Origin of the sequence: Streptomyces bullii (assembly GCF_042657145.1) — a bacterium.
In the GTDB taxonomy this organism is placed as follows: domain Bacteria; phylum Actinomycetota; class Actinomycetes; order Streptomycetales; family Streptomycetaceae; genus Streptomyces; species Streptomyces bullii.
Map to the genome: position 1 here is coordinate 34,782 of NZ_JBHSNY010000016.1, position 26,765 is coordinate 61,546.

Annotated in this window: 20 protein-coding genes and 4 pseudogenes; 8 read left to right on the plus strand and 16 right to left on the minus strand. The window is 69.4% G+C overall.

What is annotated here, in order from left to right:
- Nucleotides 1-304 precede the first annotated feature (304 nt).
- Both ACFPZJ_RS35965 and ACFPZJ_RS35970 read left to right on the plus strand, forming a co-directional pair.
- Nucleotides 305-1,210, plus strand: a pseudogene (locus ACFPZJ_RS35965) (substrate-binding domain-containing protein); the annotation flags it as partial.
- 270 nt (nucleotides 1,211-1,480) lie between these two features.
- A complete protein-coding gene (locus ACFPZJ_RS35970) occupies nucleotides 1,481-3,007 on the plus strand; it encodes an RICIN domain-containing protein (protein ID WP_381030713.1) in 1,527 nt (508 codons plus the stop codon).
- Between the two features lie 316 nt (nucleotides 3,008-3,323).
- Here ACFPZJ_RS35970 and ACFPZJ_RS35975 read toward each other — a convergent pair whose 3' ends face one another.
- Both ACFPZJ_RS35975 and ACFPZJ_RS35980 read right to left on the minus strand, forming a co-directional pair.
- Nucleotides 3,324-3,536, minus strand: a complete 213-nt coding sequence (locus ACFPZJ_RS35975; RefSeq protein ID WP_381030714.1) for a hypothetical protein — start codon at nucleotides 3,534-3,536, stop codon at nucleotides 3,324-3,326.
- Nucleotides 3,537-3,631: 95 nt separating this feature from the next.
- A complete protein-coding gene (locus ACFPZJ_RS35980; protein ID WP_381030716.1) occupies nucleotides 3,632-4,675 on the minus strand; it encodes a LacI family DNA-binding transcriptional regulator in 1,044 nt (347 codons plus the stop codon).
- A gap of 162 nt (nucleotides 4,676-4,837) precedes the next feature.
- Between ACFPZJ_RS35980 and ACFPZJ_RS35985 the strand changes: the two genes are divergently transcribed.
- Complete coding sequence (locus ACFPZJ_RS35985) at nucleotides 4,838-5,053, plus strand: hypothetical protein (protein ID WP_381030718.1); 216 nt, start codon at nucleotides 4,838-4,840, stop codon at nucleotides 5,051-5,053.
- Nucleotides 5,054-5,181: 128 nt separating this feature from the next.
- Here the strand turns inward: ACFPZJ_RS35985 and ACFPZJ_RS35990 are convergent, their stop codons facing one another.
- The 9 genes and pseudogenes from ACFPZJ_RS35990 to ACFPZJ_RS36030 all read right to left on the minus strand — a co-directional run bounded on the left by ACFPZJ_RS35990 (nucleotide 5,182) and on the right by ACFPZJ_RS36030 (nucleotide 16,579).
- Nucleotides 5,182-5,877: a type 1 glutamine amidotransferase domain-containing protein gene (locus ACFPZJ_RS35990; RefSeq protein WP_381030720.1), complete on the minus strand. Its 696-nt coding sequence runs from the start codon at nucleotides 5,875-5,877 to the stop codon at nucleotides 5,182-5,184.
- Between the two features lie 426 nt (nucleotides 5,878-6,303).
- Nucleotides 6,304-7,513: pseudogene (locus ACFPZJ_RS35995) on the minus strand (IS110 family RNA-guided transposase).
- A 681-nt stretch (nucleotides 7,514-8,194) separates the two neighbouring features.
- Nucleotides 8,195-9,061 (minus strand): PaaX family transcriptional regulator, encoded by an 867-nt coding sequence (locus ACFPZJ_RS36000; protein WP_381030722.1) that lies wholly within the window; start codon nucleotides 9,059-9,061, stop codon nucleotides 8,195-8,197.
- 53 nt (nucleotides 9,062-9,114) lie between these two features.
- Nucleotides 9,115-10,532, minus strand: a pseudogene (locus ACFPZJ_RS36005) (alpha/beta hydrolase family protein).
- The gene (locus ACFPZJ_RS36010; protein ID WP_381030724.1) at nucleotides 10,529-11,881 is read right to left on the minus strand and encodes an MFS transporter; all 1,353 of its coding nucleotides are present in this window, start codon (nucleotides 11,879-11,881) and stop codon (nucleotides 10,529-10,531) included. Before ACFPZJ_RS36010 ends, ACFPZJ_RS36005 begins: the two are co-directional and overlap by 4 nt.
- A gap of 554 nt (nucleotides 11,882-12,435) precedes the next feature.
- Complete coding sequence (locus ACFPZJ_RS36015) at nucleotides 12,436-13,203, minus strand: SDR family NAD(P)-dependent oxidoreductase (RefSeq protein ID WP_381030726.1); 768 nt, start codon at nucleotides 13,201-13,203, stop codon at nucleotides 12,436-12,438.
- Between the two features lie 72 nt (nucleotides 13,204-13,275).
- Nucleotides 13,276-14,301 (minus strand): transketolase family protein, encoded by a 1,026-nt coding sequence (locus ACFPZJ_RS36020; protein WP_381030728.1) that lies wholly within the window; start codon nucleotides 14,299-14,301, stop codon nucleotides 13,276-13,278.
- Complete coding sequence (locus ACFPZJ_RS36025; protein ID WP_381030730.1) at nucleotides 14,298-15,206, minus strand: transketolase; 909 nt, start codon at nucleotides 15,204-15,206, stop codon at nucleotides 14,298-14,300. The genes ACFPZJ_RS36020 and ACFPZJ_RS36025 overlap by 4 nt, the downstream gene beginning before the upstream one ends.
- A 20-nt stretch (nucleotides 15,207-15,226) precedes the next feature.
- The gene (locus tag ACFPZJ_RS36030) at nucleotides 15,227-16,579 is read right to left on the minus strand and encodes an MFS transporter (protein WP_381030732.1); all 1,353 of its coding nucleotides are present in this window, start codon (nucleotides 16,577-16,579) and stop codon (nucleotides 15,227-15,229) included.
- A 259-nt stretch (nucleotides 16,580-16,838) separates the two neighbouring features.
- Between ACFPZJ_RS36030 and ACFPZJ_RS36035 the strand changes: the two genes are divergently transcribed.
- Both ACFPZJ_RS36035 and ACFPZJ_RS39865 read left to right on the plus strand, forming a co-directional pair.
- On the plus strand, nucleotides 16,839-17,528 hold the full coding sequence (locus tag ACFPZJ_RS36035) for a GntR family transcriptional regulator (RefSeq protein ID WP_381030734.1): 690 nt from the start codon (nucleotides 16,839-16,841) through the stop codon (nucleotides 17,526-17,528).
- 211 nt (nucleotides 17,529-17,739) lie between these two features.
- A pseudogene (locus ACFPZJ_RS39865) lies at nucleotides 17,740-18,119 on the plus strand (IS200/IS605 family accessory protein TnpB-related protein); the annotation flags it as partial.
- 378 nt (nucleotides 18,120-18,497) lie between these two features.
- Here the strand turns inward: ACFPZJ_RS39865 and ACFPZJ_RS36045 are convergent.
- From ACFPZJ_RS36045 to ACFPZJ_RS36065, 5 genes are all read right to left on the minus strand, one after another.
- A complete protein-coding gene (locus tag ACFPZJ_RS36045) occupies nucleotides 18,498-19,532 on the minus strand; it encodes an FAD-binding oxidoreductase (protein ID WP_381030736.1) in 1,035 nt (344 codons plus the stop codon).
- Nucleotides 19,529-20,704, minus strand: coding sequence for an aromatic ring-hydroxylating oxygenase subunit alpha (locus ACFPZJ_RS36050; RefSeq protein ID WP_381030738.1), 1,176 nt, complete (start codon nucleotides 20,702-20,704; stop codon nucleotides 19,529-19,531). Before ACFPZJ_RS36050 ends, ACFPZJ_RS36045 begins: the two co-directional genes overlap by 4 nt.
- 44 nt (nucleotides 20,705-20,748) lie before the next feature.
- Nucleotides 20,749-21,945, minus strand: a complete 1,197-nt coding sequence (locus ACFPZJ_RS36055) for an FAD-dependent oxidoreductase (protein ID WP_381030857.1) — start codon at nucleotides 21,943-21,945, stop codon at nucleotides 20,749-20,751.
- Nucleotides 21,946-21,973: 28 nt separating this feature from the next.
- Complete coding sequence (locus ACFPZJ_RS36060; RefSeq protein ID WP_381030740.1) at nucleotides 21,974-22,117, minus strand: hypothetical protein; 144 nt, start codon at nucleotides 22,115-22,117, stop codon at nucleotides 21,974-21,976.
- A 228-nt stretch (nucleotides 22,118-22,345) separates the two neighbouring features.
- On the minus strand, nucleotides 22,346-23,128 hold the full coding sequence (locus ACFPZJ_RS36065) for an IclR family transcriptional regulator (protein ID WP_381030742.1): 783 nt from the start codon (nucleotides 23,126-23,128) through the stop codon (nucleotides 22,346-22,348).
- Between the two features lie 253 nt (nucleotides 23,129-23,381).
- On the opposite strand from ACFPZJ_RS36065, the gene ACFPZJ_RS36070 reads away from it, so the two are divergent.
- Genes ACFPZJ_RS36070 through ACFPZJ_RS36080 form a run of 3 tightly spaced genes read left to right on the plus strand, consistent with a single transcriptional unit; the run spans nucleotide 23,382 to nucleotide 26,413 of the window.
- Entirely contained in the window at nucleotides 23,382-24,539 is a 1,158-nt protein-coding gene (locus tag ACFPZJ_RS36070; protein ID WP_381030744.1) for a quaternary amine ABC transporter ATP-binding protein, read from the plus strand.
- Nucleotides 24,532-25,461, plus strand: a complete 930-nt coding sequence (locus ACFPZJ_RS36075; protein ID WP_381030746.1) for an ABC transporter permease — start codon at nucleotides 24,532-24,534, stop codon at nucleotides 25,459-25,461. Before ACFPZJ_RS36070 ends, ACFPZJ_RS36075 begins: the two co-directional genes overlap by 8 nt.
- Nucleotides 25,462-25,489: 28 nt before the next feature.
- A complete protein-coding gene (locus tag ACFPZJ_RS36080) occupies nucleotides 25,490-26,413 on the plus strand; it encodes a glycine betaine ABC transporter substrate-binding protein (protein ID WP_381030748.1) in 924 nt (307 codons plus the stop codon).
- The last annotated feature ends 352 nt before the right edge of the window (nucleotides 26,414-26,765 follow it).

A 26,765-nucleotide genomic window follows, 5' to 3' on the forward strand; every position in this document is an offset into this window, starting at 1 on the left:
CTCGTGAACTTTGGCCGGGAGTTTCATGCCGTGCCCTGACCGCCAACCGCTGACGCTCACGGAAGGTCGGGCCCTCCGCGGTCAGGGTCACCGCCCTGCGCGTATTCCTACAGGCGACAGAAGCGGCCCGCCAAGCTGAGGCTACGTGCGTGTTTCAGACTCTTGACGGGGGCGCTTCTTACCGCGTAGACATGACCGCGCTGTCATGACCGCGCGGTCATACTGATCAGCCTGGCGCCATGTTGGCGAGCGGACATCGGGAGACGCCGTGACGCGACTGCAGGGACCGAGCAGCAGCTTCGCCGTGCCGCTCAGTGCCGATGTGGCTCGTCTGGCCGGCGTCTGGAGGAAGACCGTGTCCAGGGTCTTCAACCGCGAGTCGTACGTGTCCGCCGAGGGGTGCCGCCACGTTCTCGACGCTGCCGAAGCGCTTGGCCACCGGCTGAACAAAGCAGCCCGGTCGTCGGCATCCGGTCGTCCTCGTGCCATCCATGTGGCGACCCTCGGGACCGCCCGGTACGGCGTCGCCTCGCTGCTGGTGGCCATTGGGCGAGCTGTCCGGGACGCGGGTTACGCGTTGCGGGTCGTCAGCACCATGGAAGGCGACCGGGGCGGTGTCGCCGGCGTCGTGGAGTCGCCGCTTGAGCAGGGTGCGGACGGCATCGTCATTTTCGCGCCGATCGACGAGGGAGAAGTCTCCCTCCGCCCGGACGTGCCGGTCCTTTTCCTCGGTGCGTCGCCGGTCTTCGCTCTTCGGTGCGCCGCCGGTCTTCGCCGCGGCCCGGTCTCTTGCCGCGGGCATCGTGGCCGACCTGTTGGCACGAACGGCGACCGAACACCTGCTGGATCCGGAGCACGCGACCGTCTGTCATGGCGCCGGCCCGCAGCGGTGGTAGGCCGCCAGAAACCGCCTCCAAGGGGGGCGGGCCGCGCTGGCGGCGCGAGGCCGGAGCGTGCCGCCTGTTGTCGAAGGCGACTGGTCGGCCGCGTCCGGATACGCGGCAGGCCGCGAACTGGCCGATGACAGCGCCGTGACCGGGGTGTTCGCCGCGGGCGACGAGATGGCCCGGGACCCTGATCCGTGCGTTGTCGGCGGCCGACTGCCGCAGGACATCAGCGTCGTCGGGTTCGAGGGCATGCCCGTCGCCGCCTAGTGAACCCCTCTTTGACCACGGTGCGTCAGCCGTTCGACGCCGCGGCACAGGAGGGCGACTGACATGGGCATGCCGCATCGATACCGGACACGGTGAGCGCCGTCCACCCGGGCCCATGCGGTCGCGCTGTGCAAGCAGGACGCGGCGGCCAGATCCGACCACGTGCGGATCATGAACCGCGCCACCGGTCCTCTACCTGGATGGCATGGGGCGAGCCACCAACGGCGCCGATGTCGCCCAGTACGGCGACATCAACAGCATCAACCAACAGTGGAAGATCGTGCCCGCGCCCTGACCGGCACGGATCGAGCAAGGAGCAACGTCAGATGAAACTTCTGAGAAAGCTGTCGCCGGCGTGGCTCGTGGCGATACTCGTCGCGTGCGGGCTGCTGGTGTCCACCACGCCGGCGAGTGCGTTCGGGCCGTCCGTGCTGTTCGCGCCGTCGGGTGACTGCAACCGCCCGTACTGCACGTCGTACGCCAAGTCGGCGCAGACCAACACCGGGCGGATCCTGGTCACCTTCGAGGACAACAACCAGCCCGCCGCCGGGCAGACGTTCCCGATCTTCAGCAGCACGAACAACGGGCAGTCGTGGTCGAAGATCGCTTCCGTTGCGGACCAGTCGCCGCGGCGCTGGGGCAGCAACTGGGCCAGCCCGTTCCTGTACGTCCTGCCGCAGGCGATCGGCAACATGCCGGCCGGGACCATCCTGCTGGCCGGGATCGTCACGCCACCGGACCGGTCCGCGACAGCCCTTGAGCTCTACCGGAGCAGCGACGACGGGTTCACCTGGAGCTGGGTCAGTGAGATAGCGGTCGGTGGCGGCGAGTGGGGCAGCGCGAACCCCACACCGATCTGGGAGCCGTACCTGCTGGTTGCGAACAACAAGCTCATCGTCTACTACTCGGATGAACGCGACAAGGCAAACCACGACCAGAAGATCGTGCACCAGGCCTCCACCGACGCCGTCAACTGGGGTCCGGTGGTCGAGGACGTCGCGTTGGCGGACCGCGCCATGCGGCCGGGCATGCCGGTCGTGACGAGGATGGCGAACGGCCAGTACATGATGGTGTACGAGATGGTCGGTCAGGCGAACACGCCGAACAACTTCAAGATCTCGTCCAACCCGGAGTCGTGGAACGCCGGTAACGGCGGAACGACGATCGACCACGGTGGCAGCCCGTACGTCATCACGCTGCCCAACGGCCGCCTCGCCTACAACTCGTACGGCTCCACCGACGTCCGGATCAACACGAACAACGGCGCGGGCGCGTGGACCCCGGTGCGCACGGTCATGCCGCGCGGGTACAGCCGGCAGCTGCAGTACGTCAGAGGCACCGGGCGCGTGCTCATCGTTTCGGTCGAGGGTTTCTGGGTCAACGCGCGCAACAGCGTGTACGTCGGCGACGTGGATCTCGGCAACTCCGCCGGTCCGTACTACAAGCTCATCAACCGTGCCAGCGGCAAGGCGCTCGACGTCTACCAGGCCAATCTGCAGGACGGCGCCCAGGTCGTGCAGTGGGCCGACAACGGCGGGCACAACCAGCACTGGCACGTGACCGACGTCGGCGGCGGCTACCGCACCTTGTTCAACCGCAACAGCGGTCGCGTGCTGGCGATCCCGTCCGCGAGTACCAGCAATGGGACGGACGCGATCCAGTGGGTCGAGAACTACGGCGCCGACCAGCAGTGGCAACTCGTGCCGGTCGGCTCCTACTACAAGATCGTGAACCGCAACTCGGGCAAGGTTCTGGCCGTGTGGCAGGCCTCCACGGCGGACGGCGCCCGCGTCGTCCAGTACACCGACACCGGCGCACTCGACCAGCAATGGCAGCTCGTCCAGGTGTCATGACACCAGCGGCCACCACACGGTCGGGCTGAGCGGCCCCAGCGGTGGAGGTGCGGGAACGGAACAGCCCCGCACTTCCACCGCGCGTCCGGCCGAGCCTTCGGTCGAGCCAGGAGGCGGGCGGAACGCAGCGGCCGTCCCGGTCCCGGCGGACCGGGTCCGCCCGCGCGGAACACTGAACACCATCAGGCTCTGCCCGTCGGCCATGGGGAGCAGGCAGCGGCTGTTGCCGGCGGCGGCGCCGTCGGAGCGGATGCGGGTCCAGGCGTCGGGAGCGCCGTTCTCAGTGTTGAGGGACAGGTCTTCCAGATGTCGCCGCTCACCGCGAGGGTGCCTTTGGGCAGCGGGGTGACCACGGCATGCCCGGCCGGTCCGCGTAGGCCGGCATCGACACGCCGTCCACGGCGGGGCCCCAGATGCGGAGATCGATGGAGACCCGCTGGACGGGCTTCTGGCCGTGGTTGGTGTCGCGCTGGTCGGAGTAGCAGACGATGAGCTCGTTGTCGTCGACCAGGAGGAACGGCTCCCACACCGAGGGGAAGCCGTTGCTGGAGACGGCCCTGCCGCCAGTGGCGATGTTGCTGACGAAAGACGGAGAGGCCGGTGTTCAGGTGTGGGTGGTGCTGGCTAGCCCTGGTGGGGTGGTGGGGGTGCGGTGGAGCCGCGGAGGATGAGTTCGATGGGTGGGTCGATTGGCGGTGGGAGGTCGGTGTCCGGTTTCTCGATGGTGTGGACGAGTCGCCGGATGCCTTCGCGTGCTGCGGCTTGGAAGGGTTGGCGTGCGGTGGTGAGGGGTGGGGTGATGTAGGCGAAGACGGAGTTGCCGTCGAATCCGACGACGCTGACGTCTTGTGGGACGCGGCGTCCGGCTTCCCGCAGGGCGTGGATGAGGCCGATGGCCATCTCGTCGCCTGCTGCGAAGACCGCGGTCACGTCGGGGTCGGAGGCCAGTTCGCGGCCTGCCGCGTGTCCGGAGGCGGGTGACCAGTCGCCCTCGACGACGGGCGGTTTCCGCGCGCCGCGTGCTGTCAGTGCGGCCCGCCAGCCTTCCAGGCGGTCTTTGGAGGCGTACCACCGCAGCGGTCCGGCGAGGTGATGGACGGTCAGGTGTCCGAGGTCCAGCAGGTGTTCGGTGGCGGCCCGTGCCAGCTGGTGGGCGGCTATGTCCACGGTCAGTGTCCGGGCGGCGGTGAAGGCCGGCGGTGCCCCCAGGAAGAGGACGGGTACGTCGACACGGACGGAGACTTCTCCTTCCACGACGGGCTCGGAGACGACGATTGCGTCCACGCCTTGCTCGAGGAGTGTTTCCACCGCGCCGGCGATGCTCTTCGGGTCGCCGTCGGGTGTGTTGACGATGCGCAGGGCGTATCCGGCGTCGCGTACGGCGTGCTCGATGTGGACGAGGAGGGAGGCGGTGCCGTATCCGGCGGTTCCCAGGGCGACCACTCCGATGGTACGGGTGCGTCCTGAGGCCAGTGCGCGGGCGGCGTGGTTGAGGCGGTAGCCCAGTTGCTCGGCGGCTTCGAGGACGCGTCGGCGGGCTTCGTCGGAGACGTAGGGCTCGTTGTTCAGGACCCGGGAGACCGTTTTGCGTGAGACTCCGGCCAGGTGGGCGACGTCCGCGCTGCGTGGTGCGGGCGCGTCCGTGTTGCGTCCCACTCCTGGTGTCATCGCGTCTCCTGGTGGCCGTATGCCTGTGGTCGAGATGCCTGTATCGAGCGAGGTCAAGCGTGTGACCGCGCGATCATGTCTACGCATTCGCAGGGCGCACGTCAAGAGATGTCGCAGTGCTCTTCCCGCTCGAACGGGCAATTTCGAGGGTCGACGGCCGCAGTGGCGAGCACCGTCGCGATCGCCTCGCAAGCCGCAGTCGCCGTGGATCGGCGCAAGGCCAAGTTCGGCCTGACAGTCCCTCAGATCGGTGCCGACGTCCGCCGCTCGCGCCCTGAGCCGTTCTATGTCGAGCCGTTCGAACGGCATTGCCTGGCGCTTCAGTTGCTGCCGCGGGCGACCGTCCGTCCTGGCCGTTCCGGGGGCAGCGCGGCGTGACGATGACGTGGGCCGGGTGAGAGGCGTTGCAGCGAGAGGGGCTCGCGGCGCTGGGGTAGGTGGGGGGTGGGGCTTTGTCGGTGCTCGTGGGCGCGGGGCGGCGGCGAACCGCCCCGCGCCGGTAGGGGTCAGGCGAGCTGCTCGAGCAGCGCTTCGGCGGCCGGACCGGACGAGGCGGGGTTCTGGCCGGTGACGACGTTGCGGTCGACCTCGATGTGCGGGGCGAAGGGCTCGCCCGCGATCACTGCGATTCCCGCCTCGGTCAGGCGGTCCTGGAGCAGCCACTTGGCCTTGTCGCCCGGGCCGATCAGTTGCTCCTCGGCATTGGTGAAGCTGGTGATGCGGTAGCCCGCGAAGGGGTGCGAGCCGTTCTCGGTCGGTGCGGTGAGCACGGAGGCCGGGCCGTGGCAGACCATGCCGAGCGGCGTGCCGCCGGTGAGGGCCTGGGTGACGAGACGCCCGGCGTCGGCGTCGTACGCCAGGTCTTCCATGGGGCCGTTGCCGCCGGGGACGAACACCGCGTCGAAGCCGGACAGGTCCACATCGGCCAGGTCGACGGGCTTGGCCAACTCGGGCGCGGTGTCGATGACCTCGCGCATGCGCGCGGCGCGGGCCTCGCCACCCGCCGGCTCGGGGGTGAGGCTGACCGGGTTCACGGGTGGGACCACACCGCCGGGCGTGGCGATGGTGATCTCGTGGCCGGCGGCCTTGAACACCTCGAACGGGACCACGGCCTCCTCGGCCCAGTAGCCGCCGGCCCACTTCGAGCCGTCCTTGAGCGTCCACGCGTCGCTGCTGGTCATGATGAACAGGATCTTCGCCATTGTCGTGCCTTCCTCGTCTTGACGGAGCGGCACGGGGCCGGTCCGGATGCGGTGGTTCCTTGCCGCGGCTCGCGGGCGTGCCCGGTAGTCGCGGCAGTCGAACAGGTCTTGTCGCCAAAGCTTCGAACGAAGTATTCGAGTGAGATCATAGCCCAATATGAGACGCAGTATCAAGATGAGTCTTTGCTGTCTTGTCGCCAAGCCGCTCGGTCTCCGGGAGCGGATGCGTGCGGCGGTCCGGGCGGAGGTGACCCAGGTGGCGCTGTGGCGCGCTTCGGCGTCCTCGTCCGAGAAGGGCACGAGGCGGCACCCGCCCTGGTCGCGGCCGCCCTCGCCCGCCTGGACGTGGCCGTGACGGGATGGGTGCCTCTATGTCCTTCGTCAAGGCGCCCCTGTCGGGTTTGGGGTGATTCGGTCTTGCTGGGGTCATGCGGCGAGCTCGACGTCCGTGGGCGTGCGGGGTTCGTAGAAGGTGCCGTCTCGGAGCATGGCGAACAGGACGCTGATGCGTTGGCGGGCGAGGCGGAGGAGTGCCTGTGTGTGGGTTTTGCCGCGGGCGCGTTGCTTGTCGTAGTAGGTGCGGGAGGCGGGATCGGCGTTCATGCAGGCGAAGGCGGAGAGGAACATGGCGCGTTTGAGCTGGCGGTTGCCGCCTCGGGGCGCGTGTTCGCCGTGGATCGACGTGCCCGACGACTTCGTGGTCGCCGGCGTAGGAGGCCAGGTGGGCGGCTCTCGGGAAGCTGGTGCCGTCGCCGACGGTGACCAGCAGGACGGCGGCGGTCCTGACGCCGACGCCGGGCATCGACGTCAGGACCGGGGAAAGAGGGTGGGCCTCCAGCAGGGCGTTGATCTGGGCTTCCAGGGCCCGGCGCTGTTCGTGGACGGCGGCGGGAGAGCGGGCCAGGGAGGGCACGACGATGTCAAGGGTGCCGGTCCCCGGGACTACGACGGTCTGCTCGTCCAACGCCTCGAAGACATCGTCGATCAGCCGCTGGGCCATGCGCGGGGCCTTGGGCCGGATGAGCTCGACGAGCCTGCGGCGGCCGGCTTTGCGCAGTGCGGCCGGGGAGCCGTAGCGCTCCAGCAGCCAGGTGACGGCTTGGTGGTCCAGGCGGGGGCCCAGAACGCGCTCCAGCGACGGGTGGAACTGGGTGAGCAGGCCGCGTATCCGGTTGGAAGTGCGGGTGGCCTCGGCCGCGAGGTCCTGGTCGAAGCCGACGAGCACGGTCAGCTCGGCGGTGATCTCGTCGGTCAGCTCCAAAGAGCGCAGGGTGTGCGGCATGGTGCGGGCCGCGTCCGCGATCACCGCGGCATCCTTGGCGTCGGTCTTGGCTTCGCCCGGATACAGGTCGGCGATCCGCCGCATGGCAAGTCCAGGCAGGTAGGCGACCTTGCAGCCCGCGTCCCGGGCCACGGTCAGCGGCAGGGCGCCGATGGAGGCGGGCTGGTCCACGATCACCAGAACGATGCCGAACTTCGCGGTCAGCTTGTCGAATACGGCCCGCAGCTTCGGCTCGCTGTTGGGCAGCTGCTTGTCGAGGACCTTCTTCCCGGCCGGGGTGAGCCCATGACCGTGATGAGCGGTCTTGCCGACGTCCAGGCCGAGGAACACGCCCACGCCTTCGGTGTCGAACATCGCGCCCCTTCCAGGCGAGTTGAACAGGCCGGCCTCGGCAGTGGTGTCGTACGCGCGCATCCACGTTATGCAGACCTGCCGCCCGCGAGCTGTCCGGCGTTGCGCCGGACCGGGCGGTGGCCGGACCTCTCATCAGCGTCTCCGACGGCACCTCCCGGGCCCGGTGACACCACCCCCCAGGTCATCCGTTCGACAGGGGGACACAGTCATGCCGGGCCCGGAGGCCAGCGGCCCTCTTGCAGGACCGCGAAAAAGATAACGGGGCCTGTGAGGGCAGGGTGCAGGAGCCGGCCGAAGGTCCGTTCAGTGGTCCGTCGCCGAGGCGCGGCGGGGGCGCGTGCAGCCGTACCGCCCGGGTAGCGCGCCCCAGCGTTCCAAGCTGGGGCAGCCGCAGAAGCGTGCCCGTGCCTCATGCCGCGGTTTCGTCCGGGGCGGGCTCGACCGGGTCGGGGAAGTGCGGTCCTTCGCCCTCGTCCGGCCGCACCACGGTGACTTGGGCCGGTCGTCGTGGAGCGGACGGTCGCGTCGGTCTTCGCGTAGTGCCCTGCGGGGTCGGCGGCGTTCCTGGCCAGGTCGATCAGGGAGGGGTCGATGTCGGCGCCCTCGGGCCCGTAGATGCGGGAGCTGCCGGCGCCGGCGGTGAGCAGCGCGCTGCGCGTCGGTGGTCGTGGATGTCTTCGCCTACCGCAGCGGGACGGTGTCCAGTAGCTTCCTGGCCAGGCGCCGGGCGGGCTCGGTGGTCTGTTCGGCGACGCGTCGGAAGGTCTCCTGGGCGGGGCGGGCCGGCCAGTCGGGGGGAAGGTGGCGGGTGGGGAGTCTGGGGTCGGTGCGGATGGTGTCGAGCCATTCGCTGACGAGTCGCAGGCGGGTGCCGATCGGGTCGTCGCCGGAGCCGGTGCCCAGGTGGGCGGTCCAGCGCTTGTCGAAGGTGACGTAGCGGGCGGCGATGCTCTCCAGGTCCCAGGTGTCGCGGATCATCAGCTCGATGTCGGTGGTCACGTCGGCCCTGGCGTGGAAGATCTTGACGTGGTCGGTGAGGCCGAGCTCCGCGACGAAGCCGGAGATGTCGACGTTTCCCGGGGCGATCCACAGGCCGCTGTACAGGGCGCCGAATCCGGACCAGGTGAGGCGGGAGCGCAGGTCGTGGCGCTGGCGCTTCCAGGAGTCGGGGAGGGAGAAGCCGAGCAGGGTCCAGGTGCCGTCCCAGTCGTCGTTGACGGCGCCCTGTGTCCAGATGCGGGTGCGGCCGTCCCACAGGACGCGCGTCGCCTGGGGGGTGAGCCCGAAGTACATCCTGCGTCCCTTGCGCCGGCGTTGCAGCAGGCCGCGGTTGACCATGCGGGACAGCGTGGAGCGTACGGCCGGCTCACCGACTCCGACCCGGACGAGGACGTCGATGATGCTGCCCGAGTAGACACAGAGGTCACGGTCGCCCTCTTCGAGGACGTGGTTGCCGAAGAAGGCGAGCATGAGCGACTGCGGGCGCGGCTGCGGGCCGACGGCGGTGTCCGGGGTGTCCGAGGTGTCCAGGATGTCGTGGTCCTCCATGCGGGCAAGGGTACGGCTGCCCGCCGACGGTCCGGTGGACGGCCGTAGGGCTGTCACTGGCCGTCGGCGGGGTGGGCGAGGTCGTACGGCCGCAGGTACGGGGTGGGGCGGTACGGCACGTAGCGGGTCGGAGTCGTGGGATCGGCGGCCACGGCACGGGAGTTGAGGGACCTCGCGTCCGTGCCGCGCCACTTGCCCGTGGTGATGCGGTCCTCCAGGGTGTCCAGGGCGGCGAGCTGTTCGGCGGGGCTGAAGGTGCAGTGTCCGGCGTTGTCGGTGTACGCCTGGCGGAGGAGGGACGCCGAACCTGCGGCGGTGACCGCGCGGCGCAGGGCGCTCTCGGTCTGCACGGGGACGAGGGCGTCGCCGATGGTGTGGACGGTCAGCTGCGGCTTGGTCAGCTTGCCGGTGAAGGCGCTGGTGCGGCTCATCCATGCGACGGCGTCCGGGCCGGCGCTGATGCGCGGGGCGCGGTTCAGGGCGGCGAGGTCGGCGCGCAGGGAGAGGCCGGCCTTCTTGTACAGCTCGGTGACCTCCTTGCGGACGGAGGACTTGCCGAGCAGTCTCGCGTAGTCCACCCGGTGTTCCAGGACATGTTGCCGCCCGCCCTGACCTCGGCCGCCTGCCGCCGGTTGAAGGCGGCGATCCTCAACAGCCCCGTGACGGCCTGGTACTGGTTGGCCTGCTGTGCGTCCCAGTCGTCCGCGGCGGGCCGGGTCTGTGCCGGCTGGTTCCAGCCCGGGATGTTGTGCAGGGCGGCGGCCAGGGCGATGCGGGCGCGCCCTTCAGGTGTGGCCTGGGCCGCGTGGACCGCGCTCGTCAGCGCGCTCGCCGCCTCGTTGGCGGCCGTCTGGCTCGGGATGTTCACCAGCGGGACGTCGGAGTCGGGTGCGAGCAGCGTCTTGATGGCGAAGACCGGGTCGAGGGTGTTGTTCCAGTTCGCGACACCGCCGTGGACCAGGCCGCAGAGGGACAGGGAACCGTCGATCCGCTCCCCGGCGCGCTCGGCGATGGCGGTGGTGATGAATCCGCCGTACGACCGGCCCCAGGCGATGGTCCGACGGGCCGGCCCGAAGCGGTCGGTGAAGGCGGACAGGGTGGCGAGTTGGTCGGGTACCGCGTCCGCCACCGCCCACCCCGTGGTGGCGTACGACGAGCCGATGAGCGCGTAGCCCTTCTCCAGCAGCAGCGCCCTGGTCGCGTCGTCCCCGGCGTTCTCGGCGGGGTTTTCCGGGCCGTCGTTGTAACCGTGGCTGAAGAGCAGGACGGTGCCGTTCCAGTGGTGGGCGGGCACGTCCATCACGTACGTTGCCCCCGAGGCGAGTCGCCCCTCGATGTGTCTGGTCCCGGTCGTCGCGGCCGCCGTCGCGGCCGCCACCGGGACGGGCAGAGCGGTGGCGGCGAGCAGGAGGGCCACCGCGCAGGCGGTGCGACGTGAGGTGCGGGTCCGGGTGGACGTTCCGGTGGTCATGCGGAGATCTCCTCCGTGCGGGGGGTTCCTGTGGGTTCGGTGGTGTCGGAGAGGGATGCCTTGCTGGTCTCGCGCACGAACCAGACGGTCAACGCGGTGATGAGGGAGCCTCCGCAGATCAGCAGGGCGACAGGGGTGCCGTTGCCGCTTCCCGCCACCAGGCTTCCGGCGATCATCGGGGAGAAGCCGGCGCCGATGAGGGTGGCGCCCTGGTAGCCGAGGGAGGCGCCGGTGTAGCGGACCTGGGTGCCGAACATCTCGGTGAGCAGGGCGCCCAGCGGTCCGTACATCACGGACTGGGCGATGCCGTGGCCGAGGACGATGGCGAGGATGAGGAGGCCGGGCGACCCGGAGTCGACCAGCGCCAGCACGGGGAAGGCGGTCGCCACCGAGGTGAGGGCTCCGATGAGAACCACCGGGCGGCGGCCGATCCGGTCGGAGAGCGCGGAGGCGCAGGGCAGGACGACGAGGGCGACACAGGCCGAGACCGTGAGCGCGGTGAGCACCTGCGGGCGGGCGTAGCCGATGCCGGTGGCGTACGCGATCATGTAGCTGGTCAGCAGGGACTGGGCGGTGAAGGCGCCGATGCCGACGCAGCAGGCCAGCAGCACGGGGCGCGGGCGGCGCAGTACGTCGAGGATGGGCAGCCGCGCCTCGGCGCCCTCCTTCTTCACCTCGGCGAAGAGCGGGCTCTCCACGACCTTGAGCCTGACGAAGAGTCCGACGCCGAGCAGCACCACGCTCAGCAGGAACGGCACGCGCCAGCCCCAGGCCGTGAACTGGTCCCTGGGCATGGCGACGACGAGGGTGACGACGAGCGAGGAGAGCAGGGAGCCGAGGGGAGCGCCCATCTGCGTGAAGCTGGACCACAGTCCACGGCGCCGCTCCCCGGCGTGCTCGACGACCATCAGCGTGGCGCCGCCCCATTCACCGCCGATGGCGATGCCCTGCATCACGCGCAGGGTGATCAGCAGCACCGGCGCCCAGACGCCGATCGTGGCGTACGTGGGCAGCAGACCGATGAGGAAGCTGGCGCCGCCCATCAGGCCCATGGTGAGCAGCAGCATCGACTTGCGGCCGAGTCGGTCGCCGAAGTGGCCGAAGACGATGCCGCCGAGCGGTCGGGCGACATAGCCGGCGGCGAAGGTGCCGAAGGCGGCGATGGTGCCGACGGCGGGGTCAGCGCCGGGGAAGAACAGTTCGCCGAAAACTAGGGCGGCGACGGTTCCGTACACGAGGAAGTCGTAGAACTCCACGGCTGTTCCGAGCAGCCCGGAGAGAGCGACTCGGCGCAGCTGCCGGGCTCGTTCGAGGGCCGTGGACGGTGATGCGACGGGGGACGGGGACATCTCGGTCTCCCTTGACCGGGGGGACACGCTGAAGGTAGGCGCGTGCCTAACCCTGGTCAAGAAAGTGCACAACATTGACAGCTGTGGGACAGGTGCAGGTTCTCGGCCCCTCGGCCTGGTGATGTTCGGACCGGACGCGCCTGGTTCGGCAGAAGGGCCGTACAGGCACTGCAGACGGGTGGGTTCCGGGGAAACGGCACCGCTGGGGAAGTCGGAACTGGCCGCTCTCGCGGACGAGAGGGTCCGGCGGTCACGACCGGCGACGGAGTCGGCCGCCCCGCAGCCGACCGGCATGACCCGCTTCGAACTGGGCGCGCCCGCACAGCAGTTGGTCGCGCTTCCCTTGGGGAAGTGCAATATCGAGGTTCAAGTTCATGTCTCGGGCTGACCGCTGCATTCCCCGCTCCCGACCCGCTCGCCGCGCCGGCCGTCGCCGACGCCCCACCGGAGAAGGCGTCGACCGACACCACAGACCCGGCGTCGGCCCACGCCATCCTCCCGTGAACTGCCGACCCAGGTCGGCTGATGCTCAGTGCGGGCAGAGGAAGCCATCCTCAGTGGATGTGGGACCCTCCGTTGACGTCGTACGTCGCACCGGTGAGGTAGCCCGACTCGGGCCGGGCCAGGAAGGCGATGACGTCGGCCACGTCCTCGACACCGCCGATGCGGCGTACCGGAATGTCCGCGATCATCGCCGCCTTGCGCTCCTCGTCCAGCTTCCCCTGGGTGATGTCGGTGTCGATCAGGCCCGGCGCGACGCAGTTGACCGTGACTCCGGACGGGCCGAGTTCACGGGCGAGCGACCGGGCGAAGCCCAGGAGGGCGGCTTTGGCCGCCGAGTAGGCCACTCCTCCGAACACCCCGCCGCCGCGCTCGGCCGAGACGGACGACAGGAAGACGATGCGGCCGAACCCCCGCTCGGCCATCCCGGCAGCCACGCGGTGGGTGACCAGGAAGCTTCCGCGGACATTGACCTCGAAGATCCGGTCCCACTCGGTGGGCGTGACGTCGAGGAAGCGGGTCGGGGACGTGATCCCCGCGTTGTTCACGAGGGCACCGATCGGCGGGAGTGCCGCTTCCGCCTCCCCGATCGCGGCGTCGACCGCCCTTGCGTCGGTGACGTCCGCCGCGAGGCCCAGGGCCGCCACCCCGTGCCGGGCGGCCACTTCCCGGGCGGTGTCCTCGGCGGCTTCCTTGTCCAGGTCGAGGACGGCGATGTGGTAGCCGGCGGCTACCAGTGCGTGTGTGGTGGCACGTCCGATGCCGCGTCGGGAGCCCGCACCGGTGACGACGGCGGTACGGGATGTGTGCTCGATAGCCATGTGGATCTCCTGAGGACCTGAGGAGTGGGAAAGGGTGTGGCGCCGGTGTGTGCGGGGCTTCGTGCGCGCGGATCAGAGTTCGCGGCGGACGCGCTCCTTGATCGCCGCGACGGAGAGGCCGTAGCGGTCGTGGAGGGTGGGCAGAGCACCCGCGGCGAGGAACGCGTCGGGCAGCCCGATCGGGACGATGCGTGCCGTCTGGCGGGCGAAGGCCAGGCAGGAAGCGACGGACTCGGCGAGACCTCCGACGACGCTGTGGTTCTCGAGCGTCACCACGAGGCGTCCCTTGCCGGCCTCCCGCAGCACCGTCTCGCGGTCGAACGGCTTGATCGTCGGCACGTGGAGGACGGCGACGTCCACATGGTCGTCCGCGAGTTCCTCGGCCGCGGTCAGGGCGCGTACCGTCATCAGGCCGGTGGAGACGAACAGCACGTCGCGTCCACCGCGCAACTGTGCCGCCTTTCCGAGTTCGAACCGGTAGTCGTACTCGTCCAGGACGGTGGGAACGGCTCCGCGCAGCAGCCGCATGTAGGTGGGGCCCGGGTGCGCGGCCAGTGCCGGCACGGCCTGTTCGATGTCCACCGAGTCCGCGGGGTCCACGATCGTCAGGCCGGGCATGCCGCGCAGGATGGCCAGGTCCTCGGTCGCCTGGTGGCTCGGACCGTAGCCGGTGGTCAGGCCGGGCAGGGCGCCGACGACGTTGACGTTCAGCTGCGGCTCGGCGATGTCGAGGCACAGGAAGTCGTAGGCACGGCGGGTGGCGAAGACGGAGTAGGTGGAGGCGAACGGGGTCAGGCCCACCTCGGCCAGCCCCGCGGCCGCGCCCAGCATCACCTGTTCCGCCATGCCCATCTGGAAGAAGCGGTCCGGGTGGGCCTCGCGGAAGACGTGCATGTCGGTGTACTTGGCCAGGTCCGCGGAGAGTCCGACGACGTCGGGGCGTTCGTCGGCGAGCCGGGCCAGTGCGTGCCCGAAGGGGGCCTTGGTGGTGCGCTGTCCCTCTTCGGCGATCGAGGCGATCATCGCCGAGGTGGTGAGCCCCCGCTTCGGGGCTCCGGTCGGGGTGATGGCGGCCTGGGTCGGCGCAGCGTTGTTCATCGGACGAGTCCCTCTCCCCGGGTCGCGCGGTCGGAGCCGGATCGCACCCGGTGGCGCTTCGTCAACTCGCCGCGGGCTAGCTGCCATTCGTGCTCTTCGACGCGCATGAAGTGCGCCTTCTCCCGGGTCTCCAGCATCGGTACGCCGCACCCGATCCTGGTGTCGCAGATCAGCACGGCCGGTGATCCGCGGTGCCCGCGCAAACCGTCGAAGGCCGCGAGGAGCGCCTCGATGTCGTTGCCGTTCACCCGGACCGCATGCCAGCCGAACGCCTCCCACTTGGCCGTGACCGGCTCGGTGCGCAGCACGCCCTCGGTCGGGCCGTCCGCCTGCAGGGCATTGACGTCGACGATGGCAGTGACGTTGTCCAGACCGTGGTGAGCGCAGGCGAGCGCCGCCTCCCAGGTGGAGCCCTCGTCCAGTTCACCGTCCGAGAGCAGGTTGTACACGTGCGCGTCGCTGCCCTGGTGGCGCAGACCGAGTCCCATGCCGGCTGCGATGCCGAGACCGTGCCCCAGGGAGCCGCCGGAGATCTCCATGCCGGGCGTGTAGGAGGCCATGCCCGACATGGGCAGCCGTGAGTCGTCGCTTCCGTAGGTGGCGAGCTCCCCGACGTCCAGCACGCCGGCCTCGGCGAGTGCGGCGTACAGGGCGATCGCGTAGTGGCCGATCGACAGCAGCAACCTGTCGCGCTGCGGCCAGTCCGGTGCGTCGGCACGGTGGTTGAGGACGTCCTTGTAGAGGACGGCCAGGATGTCGGCCACGCCCAGCGCCTGTCCGATGTAGCCCTGGCCCTGGGTCTCGCCCATGTCCAGCGCGTGCATGCGGATGCGGTGGGCGGAGTCCTTCAGGGCGTTGACGCGCCGGGTGGACGACACCCCTGTGTCGGGTGACTGAGTGGACATCACGTCGATCCTCGTCTCTGTCAGTGGGAAGCGGGGAGGGCGGGTTCGGCGGATGCGGTCACGGCTCGGTCGGCTTCCCGGTGCTCGTCCACGCCCCACGTCTCGCGTGTCAGCAGCGTCGCCACGAGGCCCAGCAGCCCGTAGCAGGTGAAGAGAACCGCCGGCCCCGTCCACCCGGTGGCGGAGTAGAGCGCGGTGGCGATCAGGGGAGTGAACCCGGAGACCACCGCGGAGAGTTGGTAGGCCAGGGACGTTCCGGCGGTGCGGGTCCTGGTGGCGAACAGCTCGCAGAACCAGGCTCCTTGGACACCGGCCAGCGAGTTCTGGCAGACGGCGTAGCTGATCACGAAGGCGATCAGGATGAGTGCCGCGGCTTCGGTGTTGACGAGCAGGAACAGCGGGATGCCCCAGAGGAAACTCACGGCACATCCGAACAGGTAGACCGGACGGCGGCCGACCCGGTCCGACAGACGCCCCCAGAGCGTGGTGGCGGCGATGCCGACGGCCGCGGCGGTCACCAGGGCGGTGAGGCTGGTGGTGCCCGAGACGTCGGGGGCGTCGCCGTCGTCCAGGTAGGACAGCACGAAGGTGACCGAGACGGCGTACCCCGCGGTCTCCGTGATCCGCAGGCAGAAGGCCCGCAGGACGTTGCGCCAGTCCTCCCGGATGACCGTGAGCAGCGGGTTCCTGACGACCTCGCCGGACTCCTTGAGGGCCTCGAACTGGGGCGATTCGTCGATCCTGAGCCGGATGAAGATACCTACGGCGATCAGGACGGCACTGAGCAGGAACGGCACGCGCCAGGCCCAGGTGTCGTCCAGGGTGTGCCCGCTGAACAGGAAAGCGAGGTTGGCGAGCAGCAGTCCCACCGGGAAGCCGGCCTGCGTGATGCCCGTGTACAGGCCGCGCCGTCGCCACGGGGCGTGCTCGAAGGTCATCAGGATGGCACCGCCCCACTCGGCACCGAAGGCGAGCCCCTGGATCACGCGGACGATCACCAGCAGGACCGGCGCCCAGACCCCGACCATCTGGTAGGTGGGCAGACAGCCGATCAGCACGGTCGCGATGCCCATCAGCAGCAGCGATCCGACCAGGACGGGTTTGCGGCCGACGCGGTCCCCGAGATGACCGGCGATGACACCGCCCAGCGGACGTGCCGCGAAGCCGATCCCGAGCGTCGCGAACGACAACAAGGTCGCCGACAGCGGGTCGGAGTCGGGGAAGAACACGTCGCCGAAGTAGAGAGCCGCGGCCGTTCCGAAGCCGATGAAGTCGTACGTCTCGATGGTCGCGCCGACTCCGCACCCGATGGCGACTCTCAGACGCTCCGGCGATCCCTGTGCCGCCGGCTGTCCGGACTTGGACTCAGCCATGCCGATCCTCCTTGACCGTAGGCGGGCAACCGTCCCGAGGCCCCCGCTGTTGGCTGTCGACTGTTAACAGTCGAGAGTCGATGCTGAGTCCGATGGAGAGGCGATGTCAACCCGTTCGAACGGAGACCTGGCGATCTACCCGGGTAGCGCGGTTCCGGCCGTACGGCACTTGCTGCCACGCGGTACAGAACGCTGCTGACTGTCAACAGATGACAGCTGGGCTACTATGATCGCTCGTGCAGTCGAAGGAGGTTCGGCGGTGTCCGGTCAGGCGCTTTCCAGTCTCACCCGCTCGACGACCCTCCGTGAGCGCGCGCTCGTGGCCCTGCGGACGGCCATCACCACCGGCCAGTACCGCCCCGGCGACCATCTCGGAGAAGTGGAGATCGCCGAACGCCTGTCGGTGAGCCGCGGCACGGTACGGGAGGCCCTGCGCCATCTCCAGCAGGAGGGACTCGTCACCGCGGGAGCGCGCGGCATGCTCCGCGTGTCCCAGCTGACCCCCACCGAGGTCCGGGAACTCTTCCAGGTCCGGGAAGCGCTGGAGGGACTCGCGGTGGCACAGATCATCGCGTCACCGAGCAGGCAGGAAGCGGCCGAAGCCCTGCGCAAGGCCCTGGAAAAGCTCCACGACGCCTTCGAATCAGGGGCGGATCTGGCTGCGAAAGTCGAGGCCGATCTCGGCTTCCACCTCCTGTTGTGCAAGCTCTCCGGCAACTCGATTCTCCTGAAGACCTGGCGGCAACTAGAGGGACCGATGCGCGTTGTGATCATGACTGCCGCCGGCGAACGCCGTGATGTGGCCATGTCCGCGACATCCCATGCGCCCATCGCCGACGCGATCGCGCGCGGCGACGCGGTGGCGGCCCGAGAGATCCTGCACGCGCACATGGCCTCGGCGATCGAGCAGCTGGGCATCGAGCGGGAAGCCGGCCGCGAAACCGCCTGACCACGCTGACTTCGGAGAACCCGTCGTCTACGACTTTGTCGTGGTGCGGCGGCCCGGTTGTCCGGGTGTCCCGTCGCGATGGACAGGCCCGCTGTGTCAATCCCCTCGAATCGTGGAGACCTTCAGCCACACACGCTGTGTAGACGTCGAGCGAAGGGTGGGCAGACTGCGGGAGGTGGCGGTGCCGTTCGTCGCGCTCGGCCCCACCGGCGTGGCCATCCGCACCCGCCTCACGGAGCTCACGCCGCAGGATGAGAAGGTGTTGCGCCCTGGTGGACGCGCACCTGGGTTCGCTAGCCGGGAAGGACCTCAGGGCCCGCTGCGCGGACGGCCTCGACCACTCGTCGGACACATGGGCGGTCCGCGCATGATCAGTGGGCCCTGGCCCGCCGCTGTCAGCTCGCCCATATCCAGAACCTGGAAGCCGGCATCCGCACGATCACGCACCGGCTGTCCCTCCCGGCCGGACAGAAGGGCACCAAGAAGGCGCCGGGCGGCTACCGCACCCGGCGGGAGTGGTTCGCCAAGACCCGCCGTCTGTACCTGCTTCAGGACCGGCTGGAGCGGGAGCGGGCCGACCGTGAGGCCGGGACATCCAAGTGGGGCGCCCAGCACTGAAAAGCCCCTCACCGGGAAGAAAAGGAAGACCACTCGCCACGACGCGGCCGCCGTGGCGATCGGCAGGCGCGCTCAGAGACACCCGATCCGGCGACGGACGGCCCCGCCCCCTGCTCACCGGAGCGATGGGCAGGCGCATCGGATCGTCCAGGCCGCACCGGGCGTCTCCGGGCGTGAGGAAACCCGTCCCCGCCTCCCGGACCCCGGACACGATCCATGCGAGCCGGACGCGGAGCGAACACGGGGGACCAGAACGCCGAACACCCTGCGGGGCGTTGGCTGAGCATGGGTTCTGGCAATAGGACTCACTCCCGCCCAGTCTTCAGGAACGGTTCGTTTCTCGTGCCGGCGTCACGCGTCGATCACGAGATCCTCCAATGGTTTCGAGCAGCAGAGCAGGATCTTGTTCTGGGCGACCTCGCGTGGCCGTATGCCCCCGTTGTGCTGCATGTCGACGGAACCGGAGACCAGGGTGGTCTTGCAGGTACCGCACATGCCCTGGGCGCACGAGGCCGGCAGGCTGAGCCCCGCTCGCGACGCGGCAGCGAGGATCGAAGTGTCGGTGTCGCACTCGACCGTGCGTCCGCTGCGGGTGAACTCGACCTTGAAACCGGCGCCCGTAGCGGTGGCGAGCGCAGTGTCGGCCGGCGTGGCCGGTGTCTCGAAGGTGAAGCTCTCCTCGTGGTAGTGGTCCATGTCGAGGCCCGCGTCCGCCAGCATGTTCCGTACGGCGGCCATGTAGGGGGCGGGTCCGCAGGTGAAGACCTCCCGTTCGAGGAAGTCCGGCGCGACCTGCCGGAGCGTCTCGATCGTCAGACGGCCGCGGTAGCCGCCCCAGGGGGCGTACGGGCGGTCCTCCTCGCAGACGTGGACCACGCGGATGTTCGGCGCGGTCGCGGCGATGAGGTCGAGCTCGTGGCGGAAGACGATGTCCGCCGGGGTGCGGGCGCCGTGCACGAAGACCACGTCGGCCGGGTCGGCCAGGTCGTACAGCGTCCTGGTCATCGCCATCGACGGCGTCACTCCGACACCGCCGGACAGGAAGAGGTACTTGGAGGCGGGATAGCGGGCCGTCGTGAATTCACCGAGCGGGCCGTGCGCGCGCACGGTGTCACCGGGCTTGAGGTGGTCGTGCAGCCAGTTCGAGACGAGTCCGCCCGGTACGCGTTTCACGGTGATCGACAGCAGGAAGGGGCGGGTGGGCGGGGAGGAGATGGTGTAGCAGCGCTGAACCGGCCGGCCGTCGATATCGAGGGTCAGTGTCAGGAACTGGCCCGGCTCGTGCCGGAACAGCCGGGGTTCGGCGTACTCGAACACGAACGTGGTGACGTCGTGCGTGAGCGGGTGCACCTGGCGGCACACCAGCAGTTCTTCGGTCTCGGTCATCGCTTCTGCTCCAGGTGTGCCTTGAGCCGGGTCACGTACCGGTTGACGAACACCGCGTCCTGCTCGTTCGTGGCCTTCCACACCTTCGTCAGGGTGTCGAGGTCGTAGTCGAGGCCCTCGACGGCGTCGGCGTGCACGAGCCAGGTGGTGCGGACGAGCGTGCGGTCCGGGCCGAGCGGGATCACGGCGAACGTGATCGCGTGGTCGGCCAGGAAGTGGAACCAGGCGTTGGGTTGCAGATGGAAGGACCGCCGTCCCAGGCGGGCGGTGGGGAAGTCGGCCAGCAGGCGTGTGCAGGCGGCCGTGCCGTCGGGGGTGAAGGACTCCCCGGCCAGGTCGAGGGGTTCGCGCTGGATGCGGAATCCGGTGGCGCGGGTGTCCAGTCCCTCGATCGCGGCGTACGGGAGGCCGAGCGACTCGTAGGTGGCGCGGGCGTCGGCGTCGGCCCGCTGGAAGCGCTCGTAGGCCGGTCGCAGTGCCGGAGGGACGTCCTGCTCCGCGTAGCCGTAGATGGGGAAGTAGCAGGTCTGGAGTTCGGGAGGGCCGGTGCAGTGGTAGCACTCCCGGTTGTTCTCCATGGTCGGTTTCCAGTTGCCGTGCTCGACCAGGTCGATCTGCGTGGCGACCTTCGCCTTGGCGAGGTTGTGCGGGGCGAGGTACGGCTCGATACGGGCGGCGACCTCGTCGAAGTCGGCGGGCGGCTCCTCGGCCAGGCAGATGAAGACCAGCCCGGCCACGGTGCGCGCGTGCACGGACCTGAGCGAGAAGCACGACGGGGCGAAGCCGGGCGCCTGGGACTCGGCGTGCAGCAGTCTGCCGTCCACGCCGTAGGTCCACCGGTGGTACCCGCACACGATGTTGCCCACCGAACCGCGCCCCTCGTCGAGGATGCGCGCGCCGCGGTGGCGGCAGACGTTGTGGAAGGCCCGTACGCCCTCGTCGTCGTCGCGGACGACGATGACCGAGTACGACCCGAGCGTGACCGTCACATAGTCGCCGGGCTCGGGAAGCTCCGCTTCGGCCGCGACGAACAGCCAGTGCCGGGCGAAGACCGCCTCGATGTCGAGGGTGAAGAACTCCTCGTCGACGTAGAAAGGGGCTTGAAGGCTTTGTCCGGCGGGACGCCGGGAAACGAGGTCGGCCACCTCGGCGGCCGGTGCCACTGGGTTCATCGCATCTCTCCGACAGGACACAGGAGTTGACGGGCAGGCGGCGCTCAGACCGGCAGGCACAGCCGCAGCGCGTCGTAGATCGCGGCGTGGACGTTGCGGGCGGCGACGGCGTCGCCGATGCGGAACAGCTGGTAGCGCCCCGCCTCGTTGCGGACCACCGTCTGCTCCTCGTGCGCCAGCAGGGCGCGGAGGTCGACCTCGCCGAGGTTGGTCGAGCCGGGGACGAGGTCGAAGTACAGCTCGTCGTTGGGCAGCGTCCCGTGCTCGACGATCACATGGTCCACGATCCGCTCGGTCTCGGCCTCGGTGTACTCGCTGTAGAGGGTCGCGGTGAGCCGTCCGTCCCCGGTGCGGCGCACGGCGCGCAGCCGCTGGGCGAGCGTGGTGGTGACGCCGTGTGCGGTGAACGCCCGTAGGTAGGCGGGGGAGTTCATGCTGCCGACGTCGGGAGCGAGGGTGCGCTCCGGAGTGACGTACTCGATCCGGACGTCGGCCGACGCCGTGAGGACCTCCACGGCGTCCATGGCCGGGAAGCCGCCGTGGTCGTCGTAGACGAGGATTTCGGCCGGTCTCTCGCCAGGAGCGGCACGAGGACCGCGCGGACGTCGCAGCGAGCCCGTCATCACGTCCCACGTGTCGGCGACCAGGTTCTCGCCCTCGCTGAGGAAGCTGCGGTTGGGTGTGCCTCCGGTGGCGACGATCACGAGGTCGGGGTGTTCGGCGAGGACGTCGTCGGCCTCGGCGTATGTGCTCAGGCGCAGGTCGACGCCGAGGTGCTTGCACTCGGCGAGGCGCCAGTCGACGATCTGGCTGAGGTCGCCTCGGCGGGGGTTCGACGCGGCGAGCCTGATCTGCCCGCCGGGCTGGTCGCTCGCCTCGAACAGGACGACGTCATGGCCGCGTTCGCCCAGCACGCGCGCCGCTTCCAGGCCGGCCGGACCGCCACCGACGACGACCGCCTTCCTGCGGCGGCCGATCGTGGGGGAGATGACGTGCGGTACGTGGAGTTCCCGGCCGGACGCCGGGTTGTGGATGCACTTGGTGTCGCCGGAGTCGTAGATCGCGTCCAGACAGTAACTCGCCCCGACGCAGGGCCGGATGCGGTCCTCCTGCCCGGCCCGCACTTTGGCGACCAGATGCGGATCGGCGATCTGCGCGCGGGTCATGCCGACCAGGTCCAGCAGCCCCTCGCGCAGGGCGTGCCGCGCGGTGGCGACATCGGCGATGCGCGCCGCGTGCATCACGGGGATGCCGAGTCTGCGTTTGACCTCACCGGTGAAGTCCAGGGCGGTCCTTGGGCATGCCGTCCTCGCCGAACGCCGGTTCGTGGGAGGTGCTGACCACCCGGTTGCGCAGGGTGAGGTGCTTGAGCCGGAAGGGCTGGAGCAGGGGATCCAGGGTGGTTGAGGGCACAGCCGCTCCTCGGGGACGCAACGGGGCTGGGGCGTCGGCTGCGTCATCGCGCCGCGCCTTCGGAAGTGATCGGTCATGGATGTCGACCGAGAGGTTGTTTCATATTGCGAAACGACATCGTGATGCGAGACAAATGGTGAGCCTGGGAATCCCCAGCCGTCAAGAGTCCCTGGCGCCGCGCCCCGCTCCGCCCTCGGTCTCGCGGCCTGCGTCAGCCCTGTGCCGTGCTCATCCGCGCTTCACATGTCCCCGGCGCCAGGAGATCTTCGCGCCGGCCGCCATCACCTGTTCTGCGAGGTGGGGAATGGTGGTCTCGTTGATGCGGAACGTCGGCCCCGACAGTGTCACGGCCGCGATGATCTCGCCGCTCAAGGAGTGGATCGGGGCGGCGATGGCGGCCAGTCCGATCTCCTGCTCCTCGCTGCTGGTGGAGTAGCCGCGTTCGCGGATCGTTTCGAGCTCCGCCTTGAGGCGCACCGGGTCGACGATGGTGTGCGGGGTGTACTGCTCGGGCGGCTTGGCGAAGATCTCCGCGACCTCGGCGGGGGTCATGTGCGCGATGAAGAGCTTGCCCGCCGAGGTGGCGTGGATCGGGGTGCGCTTGCCCACCCAGTCGATGCTCATGATCGACGTGCCGATCGCCTGGTCGATGCCGATCACGTCGTTCCCGTCGCGGATCGCGATGTTCACGGTGTCGCCCACGGCCGCGGCCAGCTCCTGGCAGATGGGGTGGCCCAGCACGGACAGGTCGCTCACCTTGCTCGCGCCGGCCGCGAGTTCGATCATCGTGTAGCCGATGCGGTATCGCCCGCGTTCGGTGTCCTGCTCGACCAGGCCCCGCGACTCCAGCGTCGCCAGCAGCCGGAACACGGTCGACTTGTGGATGTCCAGTGCCGTGGCGATCTCGGTCACGCCGCTGGGGCCCTGCTTGGCCAGCACCTGCAGGATCGACACCGCGCGGTCGACGGACTGGACCGAGTGATCGCGTGGGCGGCTCCCGTTGCTGGTCATGACCGAAGAGTAGCCGAGCGGCAACCATGGCCCGCCAGCCCTTGACCACCTGATTTCTCCGGGTGTAGGTGAGCCTGCCCGTGGTGATCGCTCCGTGTTAATTCGCCATTTCTGCCATGCAAGGGCCTTGACGGGTCGCCCGACGCGGGGACATCGTCGTACCGCACTGCACACCTGTTTCGCAACGCGAGACAGCAGCCCTGAGAGGCTGCTCGTCCTTCCGCCCCGCGCGGACCCCCGGAGGTGGGGCACGGTGATTGAGGCATCCCGTCTGAAAAAGGTCTACGGCTCGGCGTCCGACGGAGTGCACGCGGTAGACGGCGTGACGTTCGACGTGGCGCCCGGCGAGCTCTTCGTGATCATGGGATTGTCGGGTTCCGGGAAGTCGACCCTCCTGCGCATGCTGAACCGGCTGGTGGAGCCGACCTCAGGCGAACTGCGCATCGAAGGCCGCGACGTCCTGTCCATGGGAGACGCGGACCTCCGCGAACTGCGCAACCGCAAGATCAACATGGTCTTCCAGCACTTCGCCCTCTTCCCGCACCGCACGGTCCGCGAGAACGCCGCCTACGGCATGCGCCTGCGCGGGGTCGCCCAGTCCGAGCGGCTGGAGCGCGCCGACTGGGCCCTGAAGACGGTCGGCCTCGGTGACCGGGGCGACGCCTACCCCGGTGAGCTGTCCGGCGGGCAGCGCCAGCGTGTGGGGCTGGCCCGCGCGCTCGCCACGGACGCCGAGATCCTGCTGATGGACGAGCCGTTCAGCGCCCTCGACCCGCTCATCCGCCGGGACATGCAGGACCTGCTGCTGACCCTGCAACGCGACCTGCGCCGCACGATCATCTTCGTCACCCACGACCTCAACGAGGCGATGCGGCTGGGCGACCGGATCATGGTCATGCGGGACGGGCGCGTCGTACAGCTCGGCACCGCGACCGACATCCTCCACACGCCCTCCTGCGACTACGTCCGCGACTTCGTCTCCGACGTCGACCGCTCACGCGTGCTCACCGCCGGCGCCATCATGCGGGAACCGCTGATGACGGTGAGCGCGTACGACGATCCCGACGATGTCCTGCGAAGGCTGTCGAACATCGAGGCCGGGGGCGTCTACGTCCTGGACTCCGACGGACACATCGTCGGCGTGGCGCGCGACGACCGGCTCGCCCAGGCGGTCCGCGAGGGGCGTACATCCCTGCGCGAATGCCTGGTCGACTCCTACGAGGCGACCGGCTCCGACGCTCTGCTCGTGGACCTGTGCCCGCGGGTGGGACAGCACACCGTGCCCCTGGCCGTCACCGACGACGACGGCAGGCTCGTCGGCGTCGTTCCCCGCGCCACGCTCCTCACGGCACTGTCCGACGCCCGGAGGACGGACTCGACCGACTTCAGGAAGGCGGCGGCCCATGTCTAGCCCCCTGTTCACCATCGACCTCGGTACACCGGTCAGCTCCGCCGTCGACTGGCTCACCCTGCACCTGGGAGGCCTCTTCGAGGCCATCTCCTCGGTGATCACGTCGCTGGTCAACGCCGTGCTCTTCGTGCTGACCGCACCGCATCCGCTCGTCATCACCGCGGTGTTCACGGTGCTCGCCTTCCTCGCCCGCAAGTGGGGCTTCGCCGCCTTCACCGTGGTCGCCTTCCTGCTCATCCAGGGCATGGGCCTGTGGATCGAGGCCATGCAGTCGCTCGCCGTCGTCACCGTCGCGTCCGTCCTCGCCGTGGCCATCGGGGTGCCGATCGGCGTCTGGGCCGCCCGCGGCCGGGTGGCCAGCGCCGTCGTCCGGCCGGTGCTCGACTTCATGCAGACCCTGCCGGTGTTCGTCTACCTCATCCCGGCCGTCTTCTTCTTCGGCATCGGCCTCGTCCCCGGCGTCGTCGCGACCACCGTCTTCGCCGTCCCGCCCGCCGTCCGTCTCACCGAACTGGGCATCCGGCAGGTCGACAAGGAAGTCGTCGAAGCCGCGCACGCCTTCGGCGCCAAACCCCGGCAGATCCTGCGAGAGGTCCAACTCCCGCTCGCCCTGCCCTCGATCATGGCCGGCGTCAACCAGGTGATCATGCTCGCGCTGTCCATGGTGGTCATCGCCGGCATGGTCGGCGCCGCCGGCCTCGGCACCGTCGTCGTCCGCGGCATCAGCCAACTCGACGTGGGCGTCGGCTTCCAGGGCGGGCTCGCGGTCGTCTTCCTCGCCATCTTCCTCGACCGCACCACAGGCGCCCTGGCCACGCCGAGGCGGCGCCGGCCCCGCAAGAACCGCACCGTTCCCACCCCGGCCGCCGCCGACGACGCCTCCGCCCGCACCCCCGAACCAGCCGTCACCGCTTCGGCGTGAAGACTGCCCGAGAACAGGAAAACCGCTCATGAACCGCACCTCACGCCGCCCCCGTGGCAAGCTCCTCCTCGGCTGTATCGCCGCCGCGCTCAGCCTGGTCACCACCGCGTGCAGCGGACAGACCGCGACCGTGGACTCCGGCTCCGGAGGGGACAGCGGGGACACGAATTCACTGAAGATCGCCGCCGTCCCGGGCTGGGACGAGGACATCGCCGCCACCTACCTGTGGAAGCAGATCCTCGAGGACAAGGGCTACAAGATCGACGTCCAGGAACTGGACATCGCCAGCACCTTCACCGGCGTCGCCAACAAACAGATCGACCTCTACCTCGACGCGTGGCTGCCCTCCACCCACTCCACGTACTGGGACAAGCTCGGCTCCAAGCTGGAGATCATCGGAGCCTGGTACTCACCCGCCGACCTCAACCTGACCGTCCCCACCTACGTCAAGGACGTCAACACGATCGACGACCTCAAGTCGCACGCCTCCGAGTTCGGCGGCCGGATCGTCGGCATCGAGGCGGGCTCCGGCCTGATGCGGCTCACCCGCGAGAGCGTCATGCCCGCCTACGGCCTCGAGGACGACTACCAGCTCACCGAGAGCAGCACCTCCGCCATGCTCTCCGCGCTGCAGACCGACATCGCCAAGAAGAAGCCGGTCGTGGTCACCCTGTGGCGGCCCCATTGGGCGTACGCCAAGCTCCCGCTGAAGGTCCTCAAAGACCCCAAGGGCGCCTACGGCAAGCCCGACTCGACCAAGCCCATCGCCTACAAGGGCTTCTCCGACGACCACCCCGAAGTGGCCGGCTGGCTGAAGAACTTCAAGCTCACCTCGGACCAACTGGGTAGCCTGGAACTGCTGATCCAGGAGAAGGGCCAGGGAAACGAGCAGGAAGCCGCCAAGGAATGGATCGGCAAGAACAAGACGGTCGTCGACTCCTGGCTGAAGTGAGGCCATTTCCGAGGACCATGGCCGCCGCCCTCCTCGCCGGCCACGGCGGGCTGGAGACTCGACTACCGGACGGACGTAACGGCGCACGCTGGGGCACGCCTCCGGTGTGCACACCATCATCGGCCAGGTGCCCGTCAGGGTGACCAGCACCACGAAGGCCGCAGCGGGTGCTGGTGACCGGCGCCTTTGGGGGAGTCGGACTCGCCGTGGTGCAGCTTGCGAAACGCCGGGGCGCCACGGTCACCCCGGTCTGCTCGGCCGCGAAGGCCGCCGACGGCGTGGCGCAGGGCGCCGACCGGATCGTCGCGGGGCGCGGATCCGATCAGCGCCATGGGCAGAGCGTCCGTCGACA